The organism is Buchnera aphidicola (Anoecia oenotherae), assembly GCF_005080765.1.
GTDB classification, from domain to species: domain Bacteria; phylum Pseudomonadota; class Gammaproteobacteria; order Enterobacterales; family Enterobacteriaceae; genus Buchnera_E; species Buchnera_E aphidicola_AB.
In genome coordinates this window covers 262,370-285,987 of record NZ_CP033012.1, presented here as the reverse complement: position 1 = coordinate 285,987, position 23,618 = coordinate 262,370, and the positions used below count along the sequence as shown (strand labels likewise).

The window sequence follows — 23,618 nt, the reverse complement described above, 5'->3', positions numbered from 1 at the left end:
ATATCTACTCTTTTTTATATTTTTAAAAATAAGTATTAATACTAATCATTGTTAAACAAATTAAATGCGTTTTTTTTATATAGTAAAAAAGATGGAATAGATTGTTCATAATTGTTAATTTCTCTTTCGTATCTCATAGTATAATCGATACTATCTAATCCATTTAACAAACAAAACCTATAAAAAGAATTTATTTTAAAAAAATAATCTTTTTTTCTTATCGTTATCTTACAATCTAATAAACTAATTGTACAAAATACGCTCTTATTATTATTAAATAAACTAAATAGCTCATCTATTATTTCTTTAGAAAAATTAATTAATAATAGTCGGTTGTTTATAGCATTATTATAAAATATATCTGAAAAACTCGGCGCTATAATAGCCTTAAACCCATAATCTACCAAAGCCCATACTGCATGTTCTCTAGATGAACCACATCCAAAATTTTCTCTAGTTAACAAAACGTCAGCTTTTGTATAACTATCTTGATTTAATATAAATTCAAAATTTTTTTTATCTTTTAATCCATTTAAATATCTCCAGTTATAAAAAAGATTTTTTCCAAATCCAGTTTTAACATTACTTTTTAAAAATTGTTTTGGAATAATAATATCAGTATCTATATTCGAGACATTTAAAGGAACTACTAAACCAGTATGTCTAATTATTTTTTTCATCAATGTATTTAACCTTTAAAATTAATAATTTGTAAACTACTTACTTACATCTACAAATTTACCATAAATAGCCGCGGCTGCTGCCATTCTAGGACTAACTAAATGAGTTCTTCCTCCCCTCCCTTGACGTCCTTCAAAATTTCTATTACTTGTAGACGCACATCTCTCTCCATTATTTAAAACATCTTTATTCATACCTAAACACATAGAACATCCTGGTAATCTCCATTCAAATCCTGCTGATTTAAAAATTTTGTCTAATCCTTCTTTTTCTGCCTTAACTTTAACAGATTTTGAACCCGGAACAACTATAGCATGTACACGATTAGATATTTTTTTATTTTTGACAATATCTGCAGCTTCACGTAAATCTTCAATCCTTCCATTAGTACAGGATCCTATAAACACCTTATCTATATTTACAGATAATAAAGAAATATTTTCTTTTAAATTCATATATTTTAAAGATCTTCTTGCACTATTTTGGTCTATTTCATTCTTATAATCACTAATGTATGGAATTCTTTCTTCTATATTAATTACCTGAGATGGATTTGTACCCCAAGTTATCTGAGGAGACAAATTATTAACATCTATTATGTAAACTTTATCAAACTTTGCATGTACATCAGATCTCAAAGTTTTCCAAAACTTAATTGCTTTTTCAAAATCAGAACCTTTTGGAACAAAAGTACGGTTCTTTAAATATTTATAAGTAATATTATCTGGAGCAATTATAGCAGATTTTGCACCCATCTCAATCGCCATATTACAAATAGTCATCCTTCCTTCCATAGTTAAATTATTAATAGTTTCTCCACAAAATTCAACTACATACCCAGTACCTCCAGAAGTACCTATTTTCCTAACTATATATAATGCAATATCTTTAGCAGAAACATTATCTTTCACATGTCCAATAACTTTAATTTTCATATTTTTTAAACGACGTTGCGATAATGTCTGAGTAGCTAAGACATGTTCTACTTCTGAAGTTCCTATTCCAAATGACAAAGCTCCAAAAGCACCATGAGTAGACGTATGAGAATCTCCGCAAACAATAGTAGTTCCAGGTAAGGTTAATCCTTTTTCTGGTCCAATAATATGAACTATTCCTTGATCAGGATGATGTAAATCATATAAAGAAATATTGTATTTTTTACAATTTTTCATCAATGTTTGCATTTGTATTTTTGCCATTTTTCCTGATGAATTAATATTATTACTATGTGTTGGAACATTATGATCCATTGTAGCAAAACTTTTTTCTGGACATCTAACACCACGTTTTTTATCTATTAAAGAAAGAAAAGCCTGAGGAGATGTAACTTCATGTAATAAATGCAAATCAATATATATAATAGGTATAGTATTTTTATCTTGAAATATAATATGTGAATCGTATATTTTTTCGTATATCGTTTTTCCCATCATGTTATGCCCTTGAAGATAATAATTTAGCTACTTGACTGCCAAATTCATCGGTACTAACGTATTTTTTACTATCACTAATATCTTTTGTCCTATATCCAATCCTCAATGCTTCACGAACTGACATTTCTAGCAAATAAGATATTTCAGGTAATTTCATTGTATAGTATAAAAACATAGATATACATAAAATTTGTGCTATAGGATTAGCAATATTTTTTCCAGCAATATCAGGAGCAGATCCTCCTGAAGGTTCATAAATACCAAAATTTTTTTCATTAAAACTAGCTGATGGCAACATTCCTATTGATCCAATAATAGCAGCACATTCATCTGATAATATATCACCAAATAAATTAGAAGATAACATCACATCAAATTGGGATGGATTTTTTATAATTTGCATAGCAGCATTATCTACATATAAATGATTTAATGAAATATCTGGATAACTTTTTGATACACTATCAACAGTTTTTCTCCATAATATAGAACTATTTAGTACATTAGCTTTATCTATAGAAGTAACACATTTTTTTCTTAATCTAGCTATCTGAAAAGCCATTTTTGAAATTCTTTCTATTTCAAATTTATAATATATTTCCGTATCAAAAGAATTTTCCATTAATCCGTAACCACTATTACCACTAGGTTTCCCGAAATATATTCCACCTGTTAACTCCCTTATACATAATATATCAAATCCTATTTTACTAATATCATAACGAAGAGGAGACAAATAATGCAATTCAGGATATATTTTTGCTGGCCTAATGTTCGAAAACAAATTAAAATGCTTTCGTAATGCAAGAAGAGCACTTTTTTCCGGACGTAAATGACTAGGAAGATTATCCCACTTTGGACCCCCTATTGATCCTAATAATACCGCATCAGATTCAGCACAAGAATCTATTGTGCATTTAGGTAAAGATACTCCATGCTTATCAATTGCTATTCCACCAATATCACATTCATAATGCGAAATATTTAACTTAAATTTTTTTTTTAATACTTTTAAAATTTTATAACCTTGTTCCATTACTTCAGGTCCTATCCCATCACCAGGTAATATAGTTACTCTAGTTTCTTTTTTCATAAAACAACTCTTAATTTTTAATATTTTAAAAAATATTTAACATTTTTTTGGAACATATTGTGAATATATAAACAAAGAAACATTAACATTGTATTTCTAGTACTACAATTTTATAAATGATTCATATATTTAGAATATATATTGTTTTATATTATTATGTTTATATATATATAAATATATATTCTATACTTACGAAACATACAAATATATTTTTTTGTTTAATAAAATGAAAATCATACATGTATTCATTAAACCTGTCATACTGTATTCAAAACTTATTAAATTAATTTTTTTAAAAAAATAATTTTTAGTACAATAAGTATATACTATTATATTGCACAAATGTCTTTAAAACCATAAACAAAATATTCATTAATTTAATTTTTACTTATAAAAATTTAATTTAATTAAATTTTTAAGTCTAGCATTTTATACTAAAATTATTTAAATAATAAAACTATATTAATTTATAAAAAATATAATTTTTATTTTTATAATTCATAAATTAAAGTATTTTACTTAATTTAATTATTTATTAAGTTAAAAACTAATGTATTTTTTATTTAACTAAATATATATATTTATGTACTTTTAGCTAATAACATTGCTTTATTATACTTTTCAATATCATTCAATATGTTTATTAACGATTTAACAATTGCTTCTGAAAAACTTATAGAAAAACTTTTTGAGTAAAATATCCTTTTTTTATATAGAACTGATATATTTACAATTCCAATTTCTTCTTTATTCTTCATTTGAACTAAAAAATTATAATTATTTAAAATGATTGGTATTTTAGTTACAGAAACAATTAGATCTATTATAGAATTAACTAGATTATTGTTTTTAGATAATAATTCTCCTTTTAGTATTTTTTTTCCATATAACAATTCTATAAAAATCATGTAATTTTTATTACAAGAAAATTTTACTTTTAACGATTTTAAAAAAAATAGGATTAATTTATCTTGATTATCTAAAAAAGATAATATCTCTAAATGATAATCAAATACTTGTCCTATTTTATCTGATAACTTTAAGAATTTTTTATATAATAAATTCAAATTATAATCTACCTCTTTATAACCCATTTTATCCATATAAAATTTTATTGCAGCTCTACCAGAACGTGACGTTAAATGTAACTGTTTAGTTTTAAAACCAACATCTTCAGGGAAAATTATTTCATAATTTTTTCTATTTTTTAACACTCCATCCTGATGAATACCTGAAGAATGAGAAAAAGCATTATTTCCAATAATCGCTTTATTTTCAGGTATCGAAATACCACATGTAGAACTAACAATTTTACTTGTATTACAAATATTTGAAATTTTAATGCTAGTATATACATTTAATAGCTTTTCTTTTATTTTAATCGCTAAAATAACTTCTTCTAATGCTGTATTCCCTGCTCTTTCTCCTATTCCATTAATAGTTCCTTCTATTTGTCTAGCTCCTGCTTCTAATGCAGAAATAGAATTTCCAGTAGCCATTCCTAGATCATCATGACAATGAACAGAAATAACTGCTTTATCTATATTATGAACTTCATTACGCACTTGTAAAATAATTTTTTTATATTCGCTAGGAATTGTATATCCAACTGTATCAGGAATATTAATTGTTGTAGCACCAGCATCTATAACAGATTCTATAATTCTACAAAGATTTTGGATAGAAGTACGTCCTGCATCTTCACATGAAAATTCAACATCATCTGTATACCGTTTAGCTCTTTTTACTCCTTTAACAGCCATTTCTATAATTTGAGTAAAAGTTTTTTGTAATTTAGAAGTAACATGTAAGTTAGACGTTCCAAGAAATACATGAATTCTAAAATATTTTGATCTATTCATCGATTCTGCTGCTATATCAATATCTTTATCTATACACCTAGCTAAGCTACATATTCTACTATTTTTTATAGTATTAGAAATCGTTTGCACTGCTTTGAAATCTCCTGGAGAAGATACTGGAAATCCTGCTTCTATAAAATCTACCCCCATGTCTTCTAAAGATAAAGCAATGTTTAATTTTTCTTCTATACTCATACTCGATCTTAAAGATTGTTCTCCGTCACGAAGAGTTGTATCTAAAATAATAATTTTTTCTTTCATTATCTTCCTATTCTATAACATTTACTACACTAGAAAATAGATTACATATTGCTAATCTTAGGTTAAATTAAATATTGCTTTTTTACAATACACTGTAATCTACTGAAAATAATTTATCAATATTTAATGAAAAAATTAACCTACTATAATTTTTAAATTATTTAATTATCTATTTTAATAAAAATATAGTGTTATTTGTAATCTGTTTATGTCCATAAATTACTTAATTTTTAAAATCAAAATAAATATAAAATATTTTTTAAAAAATATTTTTATGTAAAAATTTTATATCTTAAGTGTTATTAGCTTTTATGAAACTATTATTTTAAAAATACATAATCTATTCAGACATATGTATTTACTCTACAAATAATAACAAAAAAATTCACATATTTTTTTGAATAAACGGCATATAAATATGTCTAAAAATTGAAAATTTATTAATTATTAAATTGATGTTTTACATATTAAAAATTTTCCATACGTTTCTATTTTAGAAAAGTATATAATTTTTATACGAACAAATTCGTATTAAAAATATCCTTTATCATACTTTTTTATTTACAAAAATTTAAAAAATTTATATATTACTTATAATAATATAAACGAGAAAAAATTAATGGATAAATATATATATATATCTAGCCCTGGAGATAGCTCAATCAAAGTTTTAAAATTTTTTAAAAAAAATATAACAATAGTTCAAGAAATTTATACTGAAGGTCAAGCACAACCTATATCTTTAAGTAAAAAATATAAATTAATGTACGTTGGAATAAGACCTAATTATAATATAACAACTTATAAAATTTTGAATAATGGAAAAATAAAAAAATTATCTACTTTTTCATTACCAGTACCTTTAAACTATATTTCTATAAATAAAGAAAACAATTTATTAGCATGTAGTTCATATCATGGATCATTATTAATTATAATAAAATTAAATGAAAATGGCATTCCTATAACTATTTTAAATATATTTAAAAACATCAATGGTTGTCACTGTTCTAAATTTTATGATTTAAATCACAGCATAATTACAACTGCATTAAAATCAGATTCTATTTATATTTTTAACTCTATAAACAACAAGAAAAATTTTAAAAAATTGCAATTTATAGTTAAAAAAAAATCTGGACCACGCCATTTTACTTTTCATCCAAACAAAAATTTTATTTTTTCTATTAACGAACTAGATAGCACAATAGATGTATGGAAAATAAAAAATGATAAAATTAGTATAAATAATATACAAAATATAAAATTACTTCCAAAAGAACATAATAATTCTATATGCAATTGGGCTGCTGATATTCACATATCATCATGTGGAAAATATTTGTACGCGTCAGAAAGAAATAATAGTATAATAACATTATTTGAAATTAATCAAAATAATTTTAAAATTTTTTTTAAAAAACATTATTCCGTAGAAACACAACCTCGTGCATTTTTTATTGATAAAAAAGAAAACTTACTATCTGTGGTAGGAGAAAAATCAAATTTCATTACAATATATAAAATTTCTAAAAATAATGGTGATCTTCTTCCTATAATAAGAAGTTATGCTGGAGAAAATCCTGTATGGGTTATCATGAATTAAATAAATATAAACATAATTACGTTGTACATAATTTATTAAATCATTTTTTATAAAAAACATATAAATTGTATATTACTAATATTTATATTTTTTACATATATATTTAACAAAAAAAAACTGTAACATTTACACTTTTTTAAAAATAAAAAAAAATTTTTTATTTACACTTTTAATATGGAATTCACTAAACATATAATAAATAATATCTGTAAAATGTAATATTAAAAAATCCTAAGATCAAGTAGTTTTTATTTTACAATATGTTGCTTAAATGCTTTTTACGTTTCTAAAATCTCATACATTTTTTATATTAAAAATCTTTTAATAAAATTATGTACAGTAAAAATTTAATAATTTTTAACTATTTCTATATTAAAAAACAAATAAAAGTGTAAAATGAAATACAAATTTCTTGACTTATCAAATTAATTTATCTCTTGTATAGATAAAATATTATTCCTAATTATTTTTAAACAACTATAATAATTTGTATTCGTAGATCTTGAATGATACACATCTTATATATAAAAATTTTATTTAACATTTATGAAATATTAATCTGAAACATTTTTTTTATTCTTTTTAATATTAAAAATTAACTATAAATCATTTCATATATATTTTCATTAAAAGTACAAATACATGCTATTTAAAATATTAAAACAAAATAAATATATAAGTATATATATATATATTTGAATTCCTATGATTACAAATTTATAAATTAAAATTTGATTATTCAGAAAAATAATTGTATATCAATACAATATAAAAATATTTGGTTTCATAAATAAATATTTAAAATTGTTAATAGCACATATACACAATCAAAATGTTTATCTGATTCTTAACAAAAAAACCATTATAAACTTTAAATAAAAAATACTTCTGTTATATTTTTATTAAAATAAATAAAATCTATTTTTTTAATTAAAAAATCTAAAATTTTGTAACTAATTTCATAATTATCTAAAAAAAACAACTACTTTTTTTAAAAATAAAATTTATTATATTTTTCATTAAGGTAAATAATTTAAAATTTTTTATAAAAAATATAATGACATAATTCTATCTCACTACAATAGTAGTAGTACGTTTTTTATCTTATTAAATAAATTTAAATATAAATTGTGTACACCTATTTATAAACAAAAAATAATAAAAATCTAAATATTATTTTTAATTTATTAAAATACCTTAGAAATTTTTTAATAGCTTCACTAAAAATACCTAGTGTATTTATTAAACAATAAGAATTCTATATATTTTTAATATTAGAACATGAGTTCCATTTATTTATTTTTAATTTAAATCTACAGAAAATAAAATTAACATTTGTTATATATATATTTATAAATAAATATTATGACATTTATGAGAAAATTATGAAAAAAATTTGGACTTTAAAAAAAATTAAACGGTTATTTCAATTACCTCTTTTAGAACTATTATTTTTATCTCAAACTATACACAGAAAAAACTTTTCTCCTAATACTTTGCAAATAAGTACTTTACTATCTATCAAAACAGGATCTTGCCCTGAAGATTGCAAATATTGTCCACAAAGTGCACGATATAAGACAAATATAAAAAAAGAAAAATTATTGGAATTAAAAACAGTTCTTTTAGAAGCTAAAAAAGCAAAATTATCAGGATCAGATCGATTTTGTCTAGGAGCTGCTTGGAAATCTCCATCTGAAAAAAATATGCCGTATTTAGAAAAAATAATAAAAAAAATAAAAAATATGGGCATGGAAACATGCATGACGTTAGGAAGTTTAACTAATTTACAAGCTAAAAAATTAGCTAATGCTGGATTAGACTTTTATAACCACAATTTAGATACTTCTCCTAAGTTTTATAAAAATATAATTACTACTAGAAAATACGAAGATAGACTAAAAACACTAGAAATAGTACGAAAAAATGGCATAAAAGTCTGTTCAGGTGGAATAATAGGCCTTGGAGAAACTATGCAAGATAGAATAGAATTACTTGTGGAATTATCAAATCTTTCTATTCCACCAGAAAGTATACCTATAAATATGCTTGTAAGAACAAAAGGTACTCCAATGGAAAATAATCAAACTATAGATCCATTTGAATTCATTCGAGTAATTGCAGTTGCAAGAGTTATACTACCTTCTTCCTATATTAGATTATCAGCTGGAAGAAAAAATATGAATGAACAAACTCAAGCAATGTGTTTTATGGCAGGAGCGAATTCTGTATTTTATGGTTGTAAACTATTAACTACAAAAAACCCAGATAAAGAAAATGATCTTAAATTGTTTAAAAAATTAGGACTAAATTTTAAAAATACAAAAATTAACAAAGAAAGTAATTATTTCAATACAATTAAAACAAACAAAGAAAATAATACTAAAAAATTGTATTATAACGCAACTATTTAAGTTAAAAAATAAATATATGTATTTATAACTTTTTATATGAAAAAAATAGTTTATGACGTTACATAAAAATTTAAAACTTATGTAACGTAGTTAAAATATATATTTAATTATTTTACTAAAAAATTTTGAATTTCTATATAATAATTATGATTTACAACAAAAATATGATGTTTCTCAAAAAAAATAGAAGTACACACATTACTTCTAATAATAATATAGTAGTACTTTTTTTTATAAACAGTAAAATATTGTTATTAAAAAATTTCATGTTAAATAAAAAATAGTGTATAAATTATTGATATAATTTATATTTATAAATAATGTTTATATTTAGTAAATAAAGAACATTAAATTTTAACTAACAATTAAACTTATTTAATGGTTTAAACATGAAATAAATCCAAACCAAAATATTAATTTTCTATTTTTAATACATATATATATATATTTTATTTATATTTTTAAATCATATTTATAAATGAAATATATATATATTATATATACTTAATATTTTAACTATAAAATTATTTTTATCATTTTAAATGATAAGTAATTATTTATCTCTAAAATAGAATATTTTATGTTGTATAATCGTATACTGGAAATAATAAACATAGTTTTCTTACTTTTTGTTTTATCTCATCAATTTTATTCTTATTATTTATATTATTAATAATTTTTATCATCCAATAAGATACTAATTTAGATTCTTTTTCTTTAAATCCTCTACGCGTTATAGCAGCTGTTCCTATTCTAATACCTGAAGAAATTAAGGGGCTTTTTGTATCATTTGGAACACTATTTTTATTTACTATAATATTAGCACAACCAAGACAATACTCAGCTTCCTTACCAGTAATCTTTTTAGCACTTAAATCTATTAAGAATAGATGATTTTCTGTCCCATTAGATACAATATTAAAATTGTTTTGAATGAAAATTTCAGACATATACTGTGCATTTATTAAAATTTGTTTTTGATATAATAAAAAATTAGGTGTCATTGCTTCTTTAAAAGCAATAGCTTTAGCAGCTATAACGTGCATTAGTGGACCACCTTGACTTCCTGGAAAAACAGACATATCAATTGCATGATAAAAACTTTTTGTTTGATTTTTTGATAAAATTAAACCACCTCGTGGTCCACCTAAAGTTTTATGAGTAGTACTAGTTACTACATGAGCATAATGAATAGGATTAGGATATAATTTAGCTGCTACCAAACCAGCAATATGAGCTATATCTACTATGAAATAAGCGCTAATTTTATCAGCAATAAATCTCATTCTTTCCCAATCGCATATTCTTGAATAAGCAGAAAAACCACCTATAATCATTTTAGGTCGATAATTAATTGCAATTTTTTCTAATTTAGAATAATCTATAAAACCAGCATCATTAACTCCATATTCAATAGAATTAAAGATTTTTCCTGAAAAATTAACTTTAGATCCATGAGTCAAATGACCTCCATGACTTAATGCTAATCCTAATATTAAATCTCCTGATTTTAATAAAGTAGAATATACTGCAAAATTTGCTTGAGATCCAGAATGAGGTTGAACATTAGCATAATCAGCATCAAATAATTCTTTAGCTCGTTGTATAGCTAATAACTCTATTTTATCAACATTCTCGCATCCACCATAGTATCTTTTATGTGGATATCCTTCAGCGTATTTATTTGTCAAACAAGATCCTTGTGCCTGCATAACAGAAACACTTGCATAATTTTCAGATGCAATTAATTCTATATGCTCTTCTTGCCTTATTTTTTCTTGTTCTATAATTTTCCATAGATCGAAATCATTAATTTTTAGTTTACTTGTAATAATCATTTTTTTCTCTATATATTCAATATATAACTAATTCTCTTATCAAATATTATTTGTAATAAAAAATTATAAATATTAGTAAAAATATATTTTTTTAAAAAAATATTTTTTTTAAATGGTGCATTAACTCTTTTTTAGATACAGTCATTTGTACGTTATTTTTTAAATTTTTAATTAAAACTGTCTTTGTAAAAATTTCTTTTTTACCGAATATTAAAGCTACTGTAGTATTAGATTTATTCGCTTTTCTTAATTTATTACTAATATTTCCAACTAAAAAATCAATTTTAACTTTTAGTGTAGGAAAAACTTTTCGTATGTTTTCTGCTAATTTTAAAACAATAAAATATATATCTTTCTTTAAAAAAAATAAATAAATGTCTGTAAATAATGAAACATCTTTTAAAAATAGAGATTCTTTTTTTATTAATAAAATCAATCTTTCAATTCCTATAGCACATCCTACTGCACTTGTCGACTGTCCACCTATTTGTTGAAATAAAGTATCGTACCTTCCACCTCCGCAAACTGTATTTTGAGATCCTAAAACATTTGTTTTCCATTCAAAAACAGTATCATTATAATAATCTAATCCACGTACTAATTTAGTATTAATTTTGTATTTTATATTGAATTTATTCATTAGCGAACACAATGTTTCAAAATGAATTTTTGATTTTTCATCTAAATAATCTAAAATTATTGGAGCTTCTTTAAGTAAATGTTGAATATTTTTATTTTTTGTATCTAGTATTCTTAATGGATTAGTATAAATACGCTTTTTTGAATCTTCATCTAACTCTGTTGCATATTTTTTTAAAAAAATGACTAAATCTTTTATATATAAACGTCTAGTATATTTTGAACCAATAGAATTAATTTCTAAATAAACAGAATCAGATAAATTTAAATCATCTAGTAAATGAGAAAATATCATTAATAATTCTAATTCAATTTCTGGTTCACTAATTGCAAATACTTCAATACCTAATTGATTAAATTGACGATATCTTCCTTTTTGAGGTCGCTCATACCTAAACATAGGACCAACATACCACAACCTATTTTCAGTAATACTGTTTAATTTATTCTCTATAATTGCACGAACACATCCAATAGTACCCTCAGGCCTTAAAGTAATACTATTGTTTTTTTTATCTTTAAAACTATACATTTCTTTAAGTAAAATATCAGTACTTAATCCAATAGTTCGTTGAAATAATTCTGTATTTTCAATTATTGGAAATTGAATTTCATTATAACAATAACTATTGAGAACTTTTATTATTTTTCTTTCTAGTAATCTCCAAATTCTCATATATTCTGGTAAATAATCAGAACATCCTCTAATAGACTGTTTTATACTTTTCACTATGTTTAAAATAATTGATTCTCAATAAAATTATTTTATCATATTGTATTTATTTAACAAATTTTTATATTAAACAAATTAACAAAATATTAATATTTAACATTAAAAAAAACTAAAATTTTTTCTAGACGTTATCTTTTACAATATTTATATAAATTACGCTATTCAAATACACCAAAATAAATTTAAAACTTAACTGTATATATTTTTTAATTATTTTAATAATAATAAGTGTTTTACTTAGATATATATATATCTATCATTTTTAATGAAAATTAATATTATATTAAATTTATACATCTATAAAAATAGATACTATACCATAACATTTACTGGTAATTTTACGTTTTATATCTTTAAATCATAAATATAAAACGCACAATTTAATAAAATCTTATAATAATTTATTTATAAATAACTAATTATTTTGATTAACAATCCTATATAAAACATACCTATTGTTAATAGTATAATTATCATATATTTTTATATAACTATTAAAATAACTATTTTTCTAAAATAATTTCTATAGTAAAAAATATTTATATTTTACTATAATTTATACTTTTCCTGCTAATTGACCACAAGCTGCTTTTATATCTTTTCCTCTGTTTTTTCGTATAGTAGTAATAAATCCTTTCTTTCTTAATATTTTAGAAAAATTTTCAATTGTATTATATGAACTACTTTCATAATTGGTTCCAATAAAACGATTCCAAGGAATTAAATTAATTTTACTAGGTGTGTTTTTTAATAATACTGCTAATTCTTTTGCATTATTTGAAGAATCATTAATATTTTTTAACATGACATATTCTACTGTAACTCCTCCATGATTAGCTGTAGACGTTTTTAAATATTTTCTTACTTCAGATAAAATTGATTTAATACTGTATTTTTTATTAATAGGCATTATTAAATTTCTTATTTTATCATTCGATGCATGCAATGAAATAGCTAAATTAACATCTATTGCGCTTCTTAATATTTCTAACCCAGGAACAATTCCAGAAGTAGAAACAGTAACTCGTCTTTTAGAAATATTAAAAGAAGAACTATCTGTAATGATTTTTAATGCTGGAATTAAATTTTTTATATTTAATAATGGTTCACCCATTCCCATAAAAACAATATTAGTAATAGAAGTATTTTTTTTACCAGTTTGATTTTTTATTATTCTTGAGGCATTCCATATTTGACCAACTATTTCAGAAACCGATAGATTTCCATTAAATCCTTGATATCCAGTAGAACAAAATTTACATTTTAATATACAACCTATTTGCGAAGAAACACATATGGTAGATCTTTTTTTTTCTGGAATATAAACAGTTTCAATGAATTTATTACCAATTTCAACACTCCATTTTATAGTTCCATCAAGAGATATTTGTTCTTTTGAAAATTTAGGACTATATATACAAGCTATATTATTAAGTTTATTTCTCAACAACAAATTTAAATTTGTCATTTTGTTAAAATCGTTACAATAATATTTATATATCCAATTCATTATCTGATTCACACGAAATTGTTTTTCTCCTATACTGAGAAAAAAACTATGCATTTTTTGCTTATCAAAATCTAGTAGATTAATTTTATTTATCATAAATATTTTAATTAATAAAAATAAATAGAGAGTTTGTAAAAATTATTATATAAATATTATTCTAATTTTTTGAATATCAATGTAAAATTGGCATTACACAAATTTAAAATACAAAATTTAAAGTAAACATATTTAATATTATATTGTGTTCTACTTTTATCTATACCTTATACAATAATTTTTTATAAAATATAAAATTGTTATTTAAATGTAAAAAGGATATTAAATGCACCCAATACTGCACATAGCTATTCGAGCTATACGAAAAAACGGAAATTTTCTTCTACAAAATTATGATAGAAAAAAATTAGAAAAAGAAAAAAAAGAAAACATTATATATATTGTAAAAAAAATGATTCACATGTTAGAAAAAAACATTTTTTTTACTATACAAAAATCTTACCCAAACCATATTTTATTAAAAAACAAATTTACTCCTACAAAATTAAATATAAAAAATGTTTATTGGATTATTAATGCATTAAATGGAACGGAAAATTTTATTAACAATATCCCTCATTTTTGTATTGGAATATCGATTATTATAAAAAATAAAATAGAAATTTCAGTAATTTATGATCCAATAAAAAATGATCTATTTACTTCTGTAAAAGGACAAGGATCACAATTAAACGGATACCGTATGCGTTGTTCTGGTTCTGATATGAATGATAATAATTTAATTGTTTCTATGCACTACCCTTCTAATTTTAATAAAAAAATGTTAACCTATTACACTCAAATTTTAGAAAAATTAATTTTAAAAAAAATTATTATTAGAAATTCCGGTTCCTTCCTATTAGATTTAGCATATGTTGCAGCTGGTAAAATAACATGTTTATTTAACTTCGACAAAAAAAATTATAACCTTTATATTGGAGAACTACAAATAAGAGAATCAGGGGGATTAATAAAGTCAATAAATGCTAGTAATATATGTAACAATGAAAAACTATCTTTGTTAGGAAACTTTAAATCCATAGCAATAATAGAAGAAATACTAAGATTTTAAAAATTAAAATATCTATAAATCTTTAATAAGATGTGATTAAAAATCATTTTTTTGTTATTTAAAACTTTTTTTTATATATATATATATATTTAAACTATAACTATTTTTGTTAAATTTTAATTTTTAATCTAAAAAAAATTATACTTTTTTATACTTTTAGAATTACATATATATAATAAATTATTTAAATTTTATTAAAAATAAATTTATATAAAACGTCACAATACATATAACTTATATATAAAATAATAAAATATAAAACATTACTATAAAATAAAGTAATTACTATATATTCAAAAAATAACCTTTACTTAATATTAACTAAAAATTTACAAATTTATTTAAATAAAAATATAATTTTAAAATCTAAATTACATACACATATATATATACATATTTAAAATATACTTTCGAACAAAAATATAACTTTAAAGTTAAAAACTATACATATTCTACATTAATACATAAATTATTAATTTAATATATTGAATTTTTTAAGTTATATATTTAAATATTATAAATATATAACTATATATATTTCATATATAGTTTATAATTTATTCATAATTTAATACTTAATTAATTATTTGTCTATTTTAGATAGATACAATATCTTTACTTTTTAATATACACACTGAATATTTTAAATATAAATTTAATATTTTTTCAATATATATATATATGTATATCTTTCATTATTTTTACCGTATAAAAAATATTTTATTTATATGATAAAATTCATATTTTTATTAATTAATTTACAAATCATTTTTCTTAAATCAATTTATAAATTAAAATACATTTGAATTTAACTGTATACTTTTTTTATTTTTTTAACATGTTTAGTACAAAAAATAAAAAATATTAGCAATTTACATATATAAGAATAAATTTTATAATGTTTTATTTTGAAAAAACTGAATTATCTAAGCTTAACTCAATCCATTTCTTAGCAGGTAATGTTTTAGGAAGAACAAAATCACCATACCTTATTCTAATTAACCTACTAACTTTTACATTTACAGCATTCCATAAACGTCTAACTTCACGATTTCTTCCTTCATATAGAGATACTTTAAACCACATATTTTTTTTTCTTTTTACGCATTCTATACTACTAAACTTACAATATCTATTTTGAATCTTAATACCAGAACTTAGCATGCTTAATTTCTTTTCATTTATTTGTCCGAAAACCCGAACAAGATATTCTCTTTTAATCTTAAACCTAGGATGCATAAATCTGTGTGCTATATCCCCATCAGTTGTAAATAATAGTAAACCACTACTATTTAAATCTAATCGTCCAATACTTATCCAACGATTATTTTTTAGTACAGGAAGTCTATTAAATACACTACTATTATCATAGAAATTAAATCTTGAACAGATTTCTCCTTCTGGTTTATTATATAAAATTAATCGAGCGTCTATAACTGACAATTTATCTAAACTAATGTCTATTCCACGAATAGTTAATCGTTTTATAGATTTGCAATCATATCTATCGCCTATTGTTACTATTTTTCCATTTACTAAAATATCTTGGTTTAGTATACACCTTTCTATTTTACGTCGTGAACCATATCCTAAATGTGCAATTAACTTCTGTATTTTTTTTTTCATTATAAATAGTATAATAACAGAAAATAAATTAAATTAAATATCTAATCAAAATTAACTGAAAAATTTAGACTTTTATTTATTTTTTTAAATAAAGTTTATTTTTCTATTTCTGATAATGTTCTTAGGAATAAAAATCAATACTATTCCTAGTACCAATGTTACTATCAAATATAATTCCTGTGTTGAAAATAAAATATTATACATGTAATATTCTATAATTAAAGCTATAATAGGAAAAATAACAAAAATTATAGAAGAAAAAAACGCACTTACTTGTGTCTGTAGATAAAAATACGACAAAACCCCAAAAAATCCAGAAAAATTAGCAAGATACCACAAAGCTAACATAGAACTGTAGGAAAAATTATGAATAATTGGTTTTTCATAAAAAAAAGATACTATTGTTAATAAAACACCAGTTAATAATGAAGGAATTGTATTAAAAGTTAAAACAGATAAATGACTATAATTCTTTTTGCACTGAACGTAAACTATAGAATGACTAATTAAGGAAATAATTATAGCTATAATTCCATAAATAGAGTTTTTTTTACCGTATAAAATTTCATAAAATAATACTGTAAAAAAAGATATTATTGATATAAACAAACCAATAATTTGAACGTCTTTAACTGTTTCTTTTAAAAAAATGATTGACATAACTAATACCATTACTGGCATCATAGAAAATATTAAAGCTGCTAATCCTGCATTTACGTAAATACCTCCATATAGCATTAAAGAAAATGGAATCGAAAAATAAAATAAAGTGATAATTAATTGAAATAATCTTTGCTCTTTTGGAAATAAAAAAGGTGCTTTATTAAAAATTGATAATCCAATTAATAAAGGTGAAACAAGTAAAAATCGCATACCTGTAGCAAAAATAGGGGGTATTGTCGACACTATTATTTTCATAGCTATCCAAGTTGTACCTAACGTAAAAGCTACAGTTATAAATAATAACACTAACATTACTTTTTTTAACATACTTATACTCCTTATCTATAAAATAAAACATTAAACAATAAATAACACAGTTTTTTTGTTTTTGATTAATGAAAAAATTTATCAAAAATAGTATTTCTTTATTTATAAACTTAAACAAAATTTAAATTTATAAAAATTGCAAAACATAGATTTTTATTAAAATTTAGTAATATTTTCAATACAAATATTTTTTTTATTCAAACAACATTCATATAAAAATAAAATTATTTTTACTTTAAATAAGGTATACAAAAATTAAACTGTATTTAAATTAATATTTAATTATATAAATGAATATTACTTATTAAATAACTTTATCAATCAACTAATCAACAATTAAAAATAATTCATATCAAAACTAATGGATAAAAAAATAAAAAAAATTTTAAATTCTAAATATATAAATCAAAATGAAATTTATAATTTATTTCATAATATAGTATTAGATAAATTTAATTCTGAACAATTGTCTTCTATATTAAGCTCTATGAATCTAGAGGAAAACAACCTATATGAGTTAATTATAGGATCAACTAAAGAAATTTTAAAATATTCTAAACCGTTTTTAAAACCAACATATTTATTTGCTGATATTGTTGGAACTGGAGGAGATCAATCCAATACTATTAATATTTCTACAACTAGTGCATTTGTAACATCTTCTTGCGGATTTAAAATTGCTAAACACTGTAACACAAATATAACCGGACTAAGTGGGTCTGCTAATTTGCTTGATTCTTTTAAAATTAATTTATATTCTTCTCCTGAAAATTCATTGCATCTACTAGATAAATTTAACCTATGCTTCTTGTATTTTCCTCATTATTATAATTTTTTTAAACGTATATCTAAAATAAGAAAAAGATTAAAAACAAAAACTATATTTAATATTATAGGACCTCTTCTCAATCCAGCTAAACCTCCTTTAATTGTAGTAGGAGTATACAGTAAGAACATTATTATACCTATGATTAATGCCATAAAATTTTTTAAATATAAACATGCTATAGTTATACATAGTTCTGGTACTGATGAAGTTACACTTCATGATACTACCTATGTGGCTGAACTAAAAAATAACAATATTTCATTCTATGAACTGAATCCAACAGACTTTGGTATTAAAAAACATTCCGAGAACTTTGCTATAGGAGGAAATACAAGTAAAAATGCTGATATCATTAAAAATATTATAAAAGGAAAAAGTAATTTAGCCATAGAACAGATCATAGCTGCAAATGTTGCTATAGTTTTAAAAGTTTTTGGATATTCTAATTTAAAAAAAAATACATCTTTAGCATTACATGCTATTCAAAGTGGAAAAGTCTATAATCATGTGATTTCTATTTCTAAACAAAATAAATAGAGAAAATAATGCAAAAAAATTTACTAAAAGAAATTATTCATAACAAAAAAAAATGGATAAAACAAAGACAGCTACGTCAACCATTAACTCAATTTAAAAATTTTGTTGTACCATCTAATAAAAATTTTGAAGAATCATTAAAAAAACATCATCCTTTTTTTATTTTAGAATGTAAAAAATCTTCTCCAACATGTGGAATATTAAACTCTAATTTTAATTTACATTCTATTTTAAACGAATACAAAACGTATGCTACAGCTATATCTATTCTCACTGATGAACAATATTTTCAAGGAAAATTTGAATATTTATTACAAGCTAGCCAACTAGTACATCAGCCTATTTTATCTAAAGATTTTTTTATAGATCCTTATCAGGTTTTTCTCGCAAGATATTATAAAGCAGATGCTATATTACTTATGCTCTCTATATTAAACGATCATCAATATGCTATTTTATCTAAGATTGCTAAAAAATTAAATATGGGAATTATTACTGAAATAAACAATACTGAGGAATTAAATAGGGCTAATTATTTAAAAGCAAATATCATAGGAATAAATAATAGAAATCTTAAAAATTTATCTGTTGATATTCAGAAAACAATAACTATAGCTCCTTTAATATCCAAAAAAAAAATAATCATTAGTGAATCTGGAATTTCTACCTACAAAGAAGTTCGTAGTCTTAGTAAGATAGTCAACGGATTTCTTATTGGATCCTCTCTAATAAAATCTACTAATTTAAACCAAAAAATAAAAAGTATAATATTTGGAAAAAATAAAATATGTGGTTTAACTAATAAAAAAGACGCTATCTCAAGTTATAAAGTTGGAGCTATATATGGAGGACTTATTTTTGAAAAATCATCTGTTCGATATGTATCTAAAAATTTAGCTTATAATATTATACAAAGTGCTAATTTAAAATATATTGCAGTATTTCAAGATGAACCTATTTTTAATCTTATTTCTTTAATTAAAAATCTACCTATTTTTGCAATACAACTACACGGCAATGAAACACAAGACTATATTGATACTTTATATAAACATTTACCGCATGGTATTAAAATATGGAAAGCTGTATCAGTTTCTACTACAATTACCTCTAAAATATCCTTCAAACATGTTACGCGTTACGTTTTAGATAATGGAAAAGGAGGAACAGGTAAAACCTTTAATTGGTCTTATTTAAAAAATATTGACTTAAGTAATATTATTATTGCAGGAGGATTAAATGAAAAAAACTGTTTTTCTGCTTCTAAATTAGGCTGTTCTGGATTAGATTTTAATTCTGGAATTGAAAAAACAGCAGGTATTAAAGATGAGAAAAAAATGATTTCTATATTTAAAAAATTACGCTATTATCAATAATACAATTATACCTATATAAATATATAAAGGTTATTTATGACGCTGTTAAATTCTTACTTTGGAGAATTTGGAGGTATGTATGTTCCTCAAGTTCTTGTTCCAGCTTTATTAGAGTTAGAAAAAACATTTGTAGATTCTTTAAATGATGTAATTTTTCAAAATAAACTATATGATTTACTACATAATTACGCAGGAAGACCTACTCCTCTAACCCTGTGTAAAAACATTACCTATGGAACGAATACTAAAATTTATATGAAACGTGAAGACTTACTACACGGTGGAGCACATAAAACAAACCAGGTTTTAGGTCAAGGTTTACTAACTATAAAAATGAAAAAAAAAGAAGTTATTGCAGAAACAGGAGCAGGACAACACGGAGTAGCTACAGCTATTATATGCTCTTTATTAAACTTAAAATGCCGTATTTACATGGGTTCAAAAGATATAAAAAAACAACATTTAAATGTATTAAGAATGAAAATGATGGGTGCTACTGTTATACCAGTAAATCATGGATCAAAATCTTTAAAAGACGCCTGTAACGAAGCTTTGAGAGATTGGTCTGAAAACTATAAAAAGGCTCATTATATGCTAGGAACAGCAGCTGGTCCTCATCCTTACCCTACAATAGTTAAAAATTTTCAAAAAATCATTGGAAAAGAAACTAAAAAACAAATATTAGAAAAAGAACAAAAATACCCTGATTATGTTATTGCCTGTGTAGGAGGAGGTTCTAATGCTATAGGCATATTTTCTGAATTTATAAATAAAAAATCTATATCTTTAATTGGAGTTGAACCAGCTGGACTTGGTACTAATACCGACAAACATGGAGCTACATTAACATGTGGAAAAAAAGGAATTTATTTTGGAATGAAATCGTTTTTATTACAAAATCCAGAAGGACAAATAAACAACTCGTGGTCTATATCTTCTGGATTAGATTTTCCATCTGTTGGTCCAGAACATGCTTGGCTAAAAATTAATAAAAAAGTGAAATATGTTTCAATAACAGATCAAGAAGCTATAAATGCATTTTTACTATTATCTAAAAAAGAAGGAATAATACCTGCTTTAGAATCTTCTCACGCTATAGCTTATGCGTTAAAAATTATGCAAAAAGAACCTAAAAAAAAACAAACTATTATAGTTAATCTATCAGGTAGAGGAGATAAAGATATTATGACTGTTAATAATATTGTACAAAGAAAGGAAAAAAATATTCATGGAACGTTATAAATATTTATTTCAAAAATTACATTCTTCTAATAATAGATGTTTAATACCGTTTTTAACCATTGGAGATCCTTCTTTAAAATTATCATACAAAATTATTTACTTTATTTTAAAAAAAAGATTAGCTCATGCCTTAGAGTTAGGAATACCATTTTCTGATCCATTAGCAGACGGTCAAATAATTCAAAAAGCAAATATTCGTGCTTTAAAATCTAATATTACACTAAAAAAATGCTTTTTTTTAATAAAAAACATACGTAATATTTTTAAAAAAATTCCTATAGGAATATTGATTTATGCAAATATGGTTTATCAAAAAGGAATACAGAACTTTTTTTACGAGTGCTATGTAAGTGGAATTGATTCTGTTATTATTCCAGATGTTCCAATAGAAGAAAATCAATACTTTAAAAAAACAGCAGAATTATATGGAATTCATTTTATCATAATGTGTCCTCCTGATGCAGATAAAGATTTATTAGAAAAGATATCTATGTTAGCGACAGGATTTATTTATCTTTTGTCCAGAACAGGTGTAACTGGAAATAACAAAACTTTAAATACTCCATCTATATTAAAAACAATTGAAAAACTTAAAAAATATACTTCTACACCCTTAATACAAGGATTTGGTATCTCTAAAATAGAACACATAGAATATGCGTTAAAAAACAAAGTATCTGGAATAGTTTGTGGATCAGCTATTATTTCAATAATTGAACATCTGTATGAAAAAAAACCTCATCTTATTTTTAAAAAAATGCATACATTACTATCTTCTTTTAAAAAAACTACTATATATAAAAAGTAAAAAAATATATCGTATATATCTATATATAAAACATTTATTTTTATTAAAATAAGGTGCTTAATATAATAATCACTCATACATCTTTTCTAAAAAAAAAACCTAATTTAATATTTCATTTTTTACAAAATATAGATAAAACGCATATCTATTATTATAAGGAATGCTTTATGTCTGTACAAAAAACACAATTGTTTAAAGATGCATTTTACTTTCTTAGAACAAACTTTACAATTTTTTTAATTGTATCTATATTAACTTCTTCAGTTATCATAGAACTTCATAATTATATAATATTAAAGTTCATATCCGATACATACCATGACTCATATTTTACAAAAAATAATGATAACTTTCCTGAAGTTACTGATAGTTTTTTTTTTAAAACTAAACTTCATTTTATAATAATTTTTATCATTAAATTAGTACTACATTCCTTATATAATGCAATTTTAATTGGAACCATTTTGTCTACAATTTATCTCATATGCAAAGAAAAACATTGTTCTTTTTTTTCTATTACAGAAAAATCTACTTCTATATTACTACCATTATTTATGCTACAAGTATTAAATCATATGTTAATAGCATTAGGAACAATGATATTCATGCTTCCTGGAATGATTCTTCAATTATTGTTACTATTATCTCCTGTTATATTATTTTTTAATAAGAAAAACATTTTCTATTCTATAAAAAATAGTATTTTTATATCTAAAAACCATATATTTTTTATAATTTTTTCTAATATGTTGTTTTCTTATATAAAAATTTATATTTCTTTAATAGTATCTACGCTACTATCTGATTTTAATGATTCAAATAATATTTATCTTTTAATAATGCATTCTGCTAATAATTTTTCATACATTATACTATATATAATATTATATCGTTTTTATTCATTACAAAAATTAGACACAGAATCAAAAAACAATTAAACAATTATTTATATAATATATATATATATGTCATTAAACTGTTAATCAATAAATACACTTTTTTCTATTATTAATAGTTTTTTATTTTAATGAA

General features: G+C 22.4%; 17 protein-coding genes. 8 read left to right on the top strand and 9 right to left on the bottom strand.

All coding sequences use genetic code 11. The annotated features are described in order from the left end of the window. Positions 1–41 precede the first annotated feature (41 nt). The 4 genes from leuD to leuA all read right to left on the bottom strand — a co-directional run bounded on the left by leuD (position 42) and on the right by leuA (position 5,330). Positions 42–680 (bottom strand): 3-isopropylmalate dehydratase small subunit, encoded by a 639-nt coding sequence (gene leuD, locus D9V65_RS01160; protein ID WP_158341760.1) that lies wholly within the window; start codon positions 678–680, stop codon positions 42–44. A gap of 36 nt (positions 681–716) precedes the next feature. Further along, positions 717–2,111, bottom strand: coding sequence for a 3-isopropylmalate dehydratase large subunit (gene leuC / locus D9V65_RS01155; protein WP_158342167.1), 1,395 nt, complete (start codon positions 2,109–2,111; stop codon positions 717–719). 4 nt (positions 2,112–2,115) lie between these two features. Further along, positions 2,116–3,207 (bottom strand): 3-isopropylmalate dehydrogenase, encoded by a 1,092-nt coding sequence (gene leuB / locus D9V65_RS01150; protein ID WP_158341759.1) that lies wholly within the window; start codon positions 3,205–3,207, stop codon positions 2,116–2,118. A gap of 581 nt (positions 3,208–3,788) precedes the next feature. Next, entirely contained in the window at positions 3,789–5,330 is a 1,542-nt protein-coding gene (gene leuA, locus D9V65_RS01145) for a 2-isopropylmalate synthase (protein ID WP_158341758.1), read from the bottom strand. A gap of 619 nt (positions 5,331–5,949) precedes the next feature. Here leuA and D9V65_RS01140 point away from each other — a divergent pair. Then, positions 5,950–6,936 carry a beta-propeller fold lactonase family protein gene (locus tag D9V65_RS01140; protein WP_158341757.1) on the top strand — a complete coding sequence of 329 codons (987 nt, stop codon included), beginning with the start codon at positions 5,950–5,952 and terminating at the stop codon, positions 6,934–6,936. A gap of 1,385 nt (positions 6,937–8,321) precedes the next feature. Continuing rightward, a complete protein-coding gene (gene bioB / locus D9V65_RS01135) occupies positions 8,322–9,350 on the top strand; it encodes a biotin synthase BioB (RefSeq protein ID WP_158341756.1) in 1,029 nt (342 codons plus the stop codon). Positions 9,351–9,928: 578 nt separating this feature from the next. On the opposite strand, the gene glyA is transcribed toward bioB, so the two are convergent. The 3 genes from glyA to rlmN form a co-directional block, all read right to left on the bottom strand. Next, the gene (gene glyA / locus D9V65_RS01130) at positions 9,929–11,188 is read right to left on the bottom strand and encodes a serine hydroxymethyltransferase (protein WP_158341755.1); all 1,260 of its coding nucleotides are present in this window, start codon (positions 11,186–11,188) and stop codon (positions 9,929–9,931) included. Between the two features lie 91 nt (positions 11,189–11,279). After that, a complete protein-coding gene (hisS, locus tag D9V65_RS01125) occupies positions 11,280–12,557 on the bottom strand; it encodes a histidine--tRNA ligase (protein ID WP_261978543.1) in 1,278 nt (425 codons plus the stop codon). Between the two features lie 559 nt (positions 12,558–13,116). Further along, entirely contained in the window at positions 13,117–14,166 is a 1,050-nt protein-coding gene (gene rlmN / locus D9V65_RS01120) for a 23S rRNA (adenine(2503)-C(2))-methyltransferase RlmN (RefSeq protein ID WP_158341753.1), read from the bottom strand. Positions 14,167–14,392: 226 nt separating this feature from the next. Here rlmN and D9V65_RS01115 point away from each other — a divergent pair, with 226 nt between their 5' ends. Further along, positions 14,393–15,178 (top strand): inositol monophosphatase family protein, encoded by a 786-nt coding sequence (locus D9V65_RS01115; protein ID WP_158341752.1) that lies wholly within the window; start codon positions 14,393–14,395, stop codon positions 15,176–15,178. A gap of 903 nt (positions 15,179–16,081) precedes the next feature. Here D9V65_RS01115 and D9V65_RS01110 read toward each other — a convergent pair. Beyond that, the gene (locus D9V65_RS01110) at positions 16,082–16,804 is read right to left on the bottom strand and encodes a pseudouridine synthase (protein ID WP_158341751.1); all 723 of its coding nucleotides are present in this window, start codon (positions 16,802–16,804) and stop codon (positions 16,082–16,084) included. Positions 16,805–16,888: 84 nt separating this feature from the next. Then, positions 16,889–17,794, bottom strand: coding sequence for a DMT family transporter (locus tag D9V65_RS01105; protein WP_158341750.1), 906 nt, complete (start codon positions 17,792–17,794; stop codon positions 16,889–16,891). A 361-nt stretch (positions 17,795–18,155) separates the two neighbouring features. Here D9V65_RS01105 and trpD point away from each other — a divergent pair, with 361 nt between their 5' ends. The 5 genes from trpD to D9V65_RS01080 all read left to right on the top strand — a co-directional run bounded on the left by trpD (position 18,156) and on the right by D9V65_RS01080 (position 23,524). Next, positions 18,156–19,160, top strand: a complete 1,005-nt coding sequence (gene trpD, locus D9V65_RS01100) for an anthranilate phosphoribosyltransferase (RefSeq protein ID WP_158341749.1) — start codon at positions 18,156–18,158, stop codon at positions 19,158–19,160. Positions 19,161–19,168: 8 nt separating this feature from the next. Further along, on the top strand, positions 19,169–20,536 hold the full coding sequence (trpCF, locus tag D9V65_RS01095; RefSeq protein WP_158341748.1) for a bifunctional indole-3-glycerol-phosphate synthase TrpC/phosphoribosylanthranilate isomerase TrpF: 1,368 nt from the start codon (positions 19,169–19,171) through the stop codon (positions 20,534–20,536). A gap of 36 nt (positions 20,537–20,572) precedes the next feature. Next, complete coding sequence (gene trpB / locus D9V65_RS01090) at positions 20,573–21,778, top strand: tryptophan synthase subunit beta (protein WP_158341747.1); 1,206 nt, start codon at positions 20,573–20,575, stop codon at positions 21,776–21,778. Beyond that, positions 21,765–22,586 carry a tryptophan synthase subunit alpha gene (trpA, locus tag D9V65_RS01085; protein ID WP_158341746.1) on the top strand — a complete coding sequence of 274 codons (822 nt, stop codon included), beginning with the start codon at positions 21,765–21,767 and terminating at the stop codon, positions 22,584–22,586. Before trpB ends, trpA begins: the two co-directional genes overlap by 14 nt. Before the next feature lie 167 nt (positions 22,587–22,753). Beyond that, positions 22,754–23,524 carry a YciC family protein gene (locus D9V65_RS01080; protein WP_158341745.1) on the top strand — a complete coding sequence of 257 codons (771 nt, stop codon included), beginning with the start codon at positions 22,754–22,756 and terminating at the stop codon, positions 23,522–23,524. The last annotated feature ends 94 nt before the right edge of the window (positions 23,525–23,618 follow it).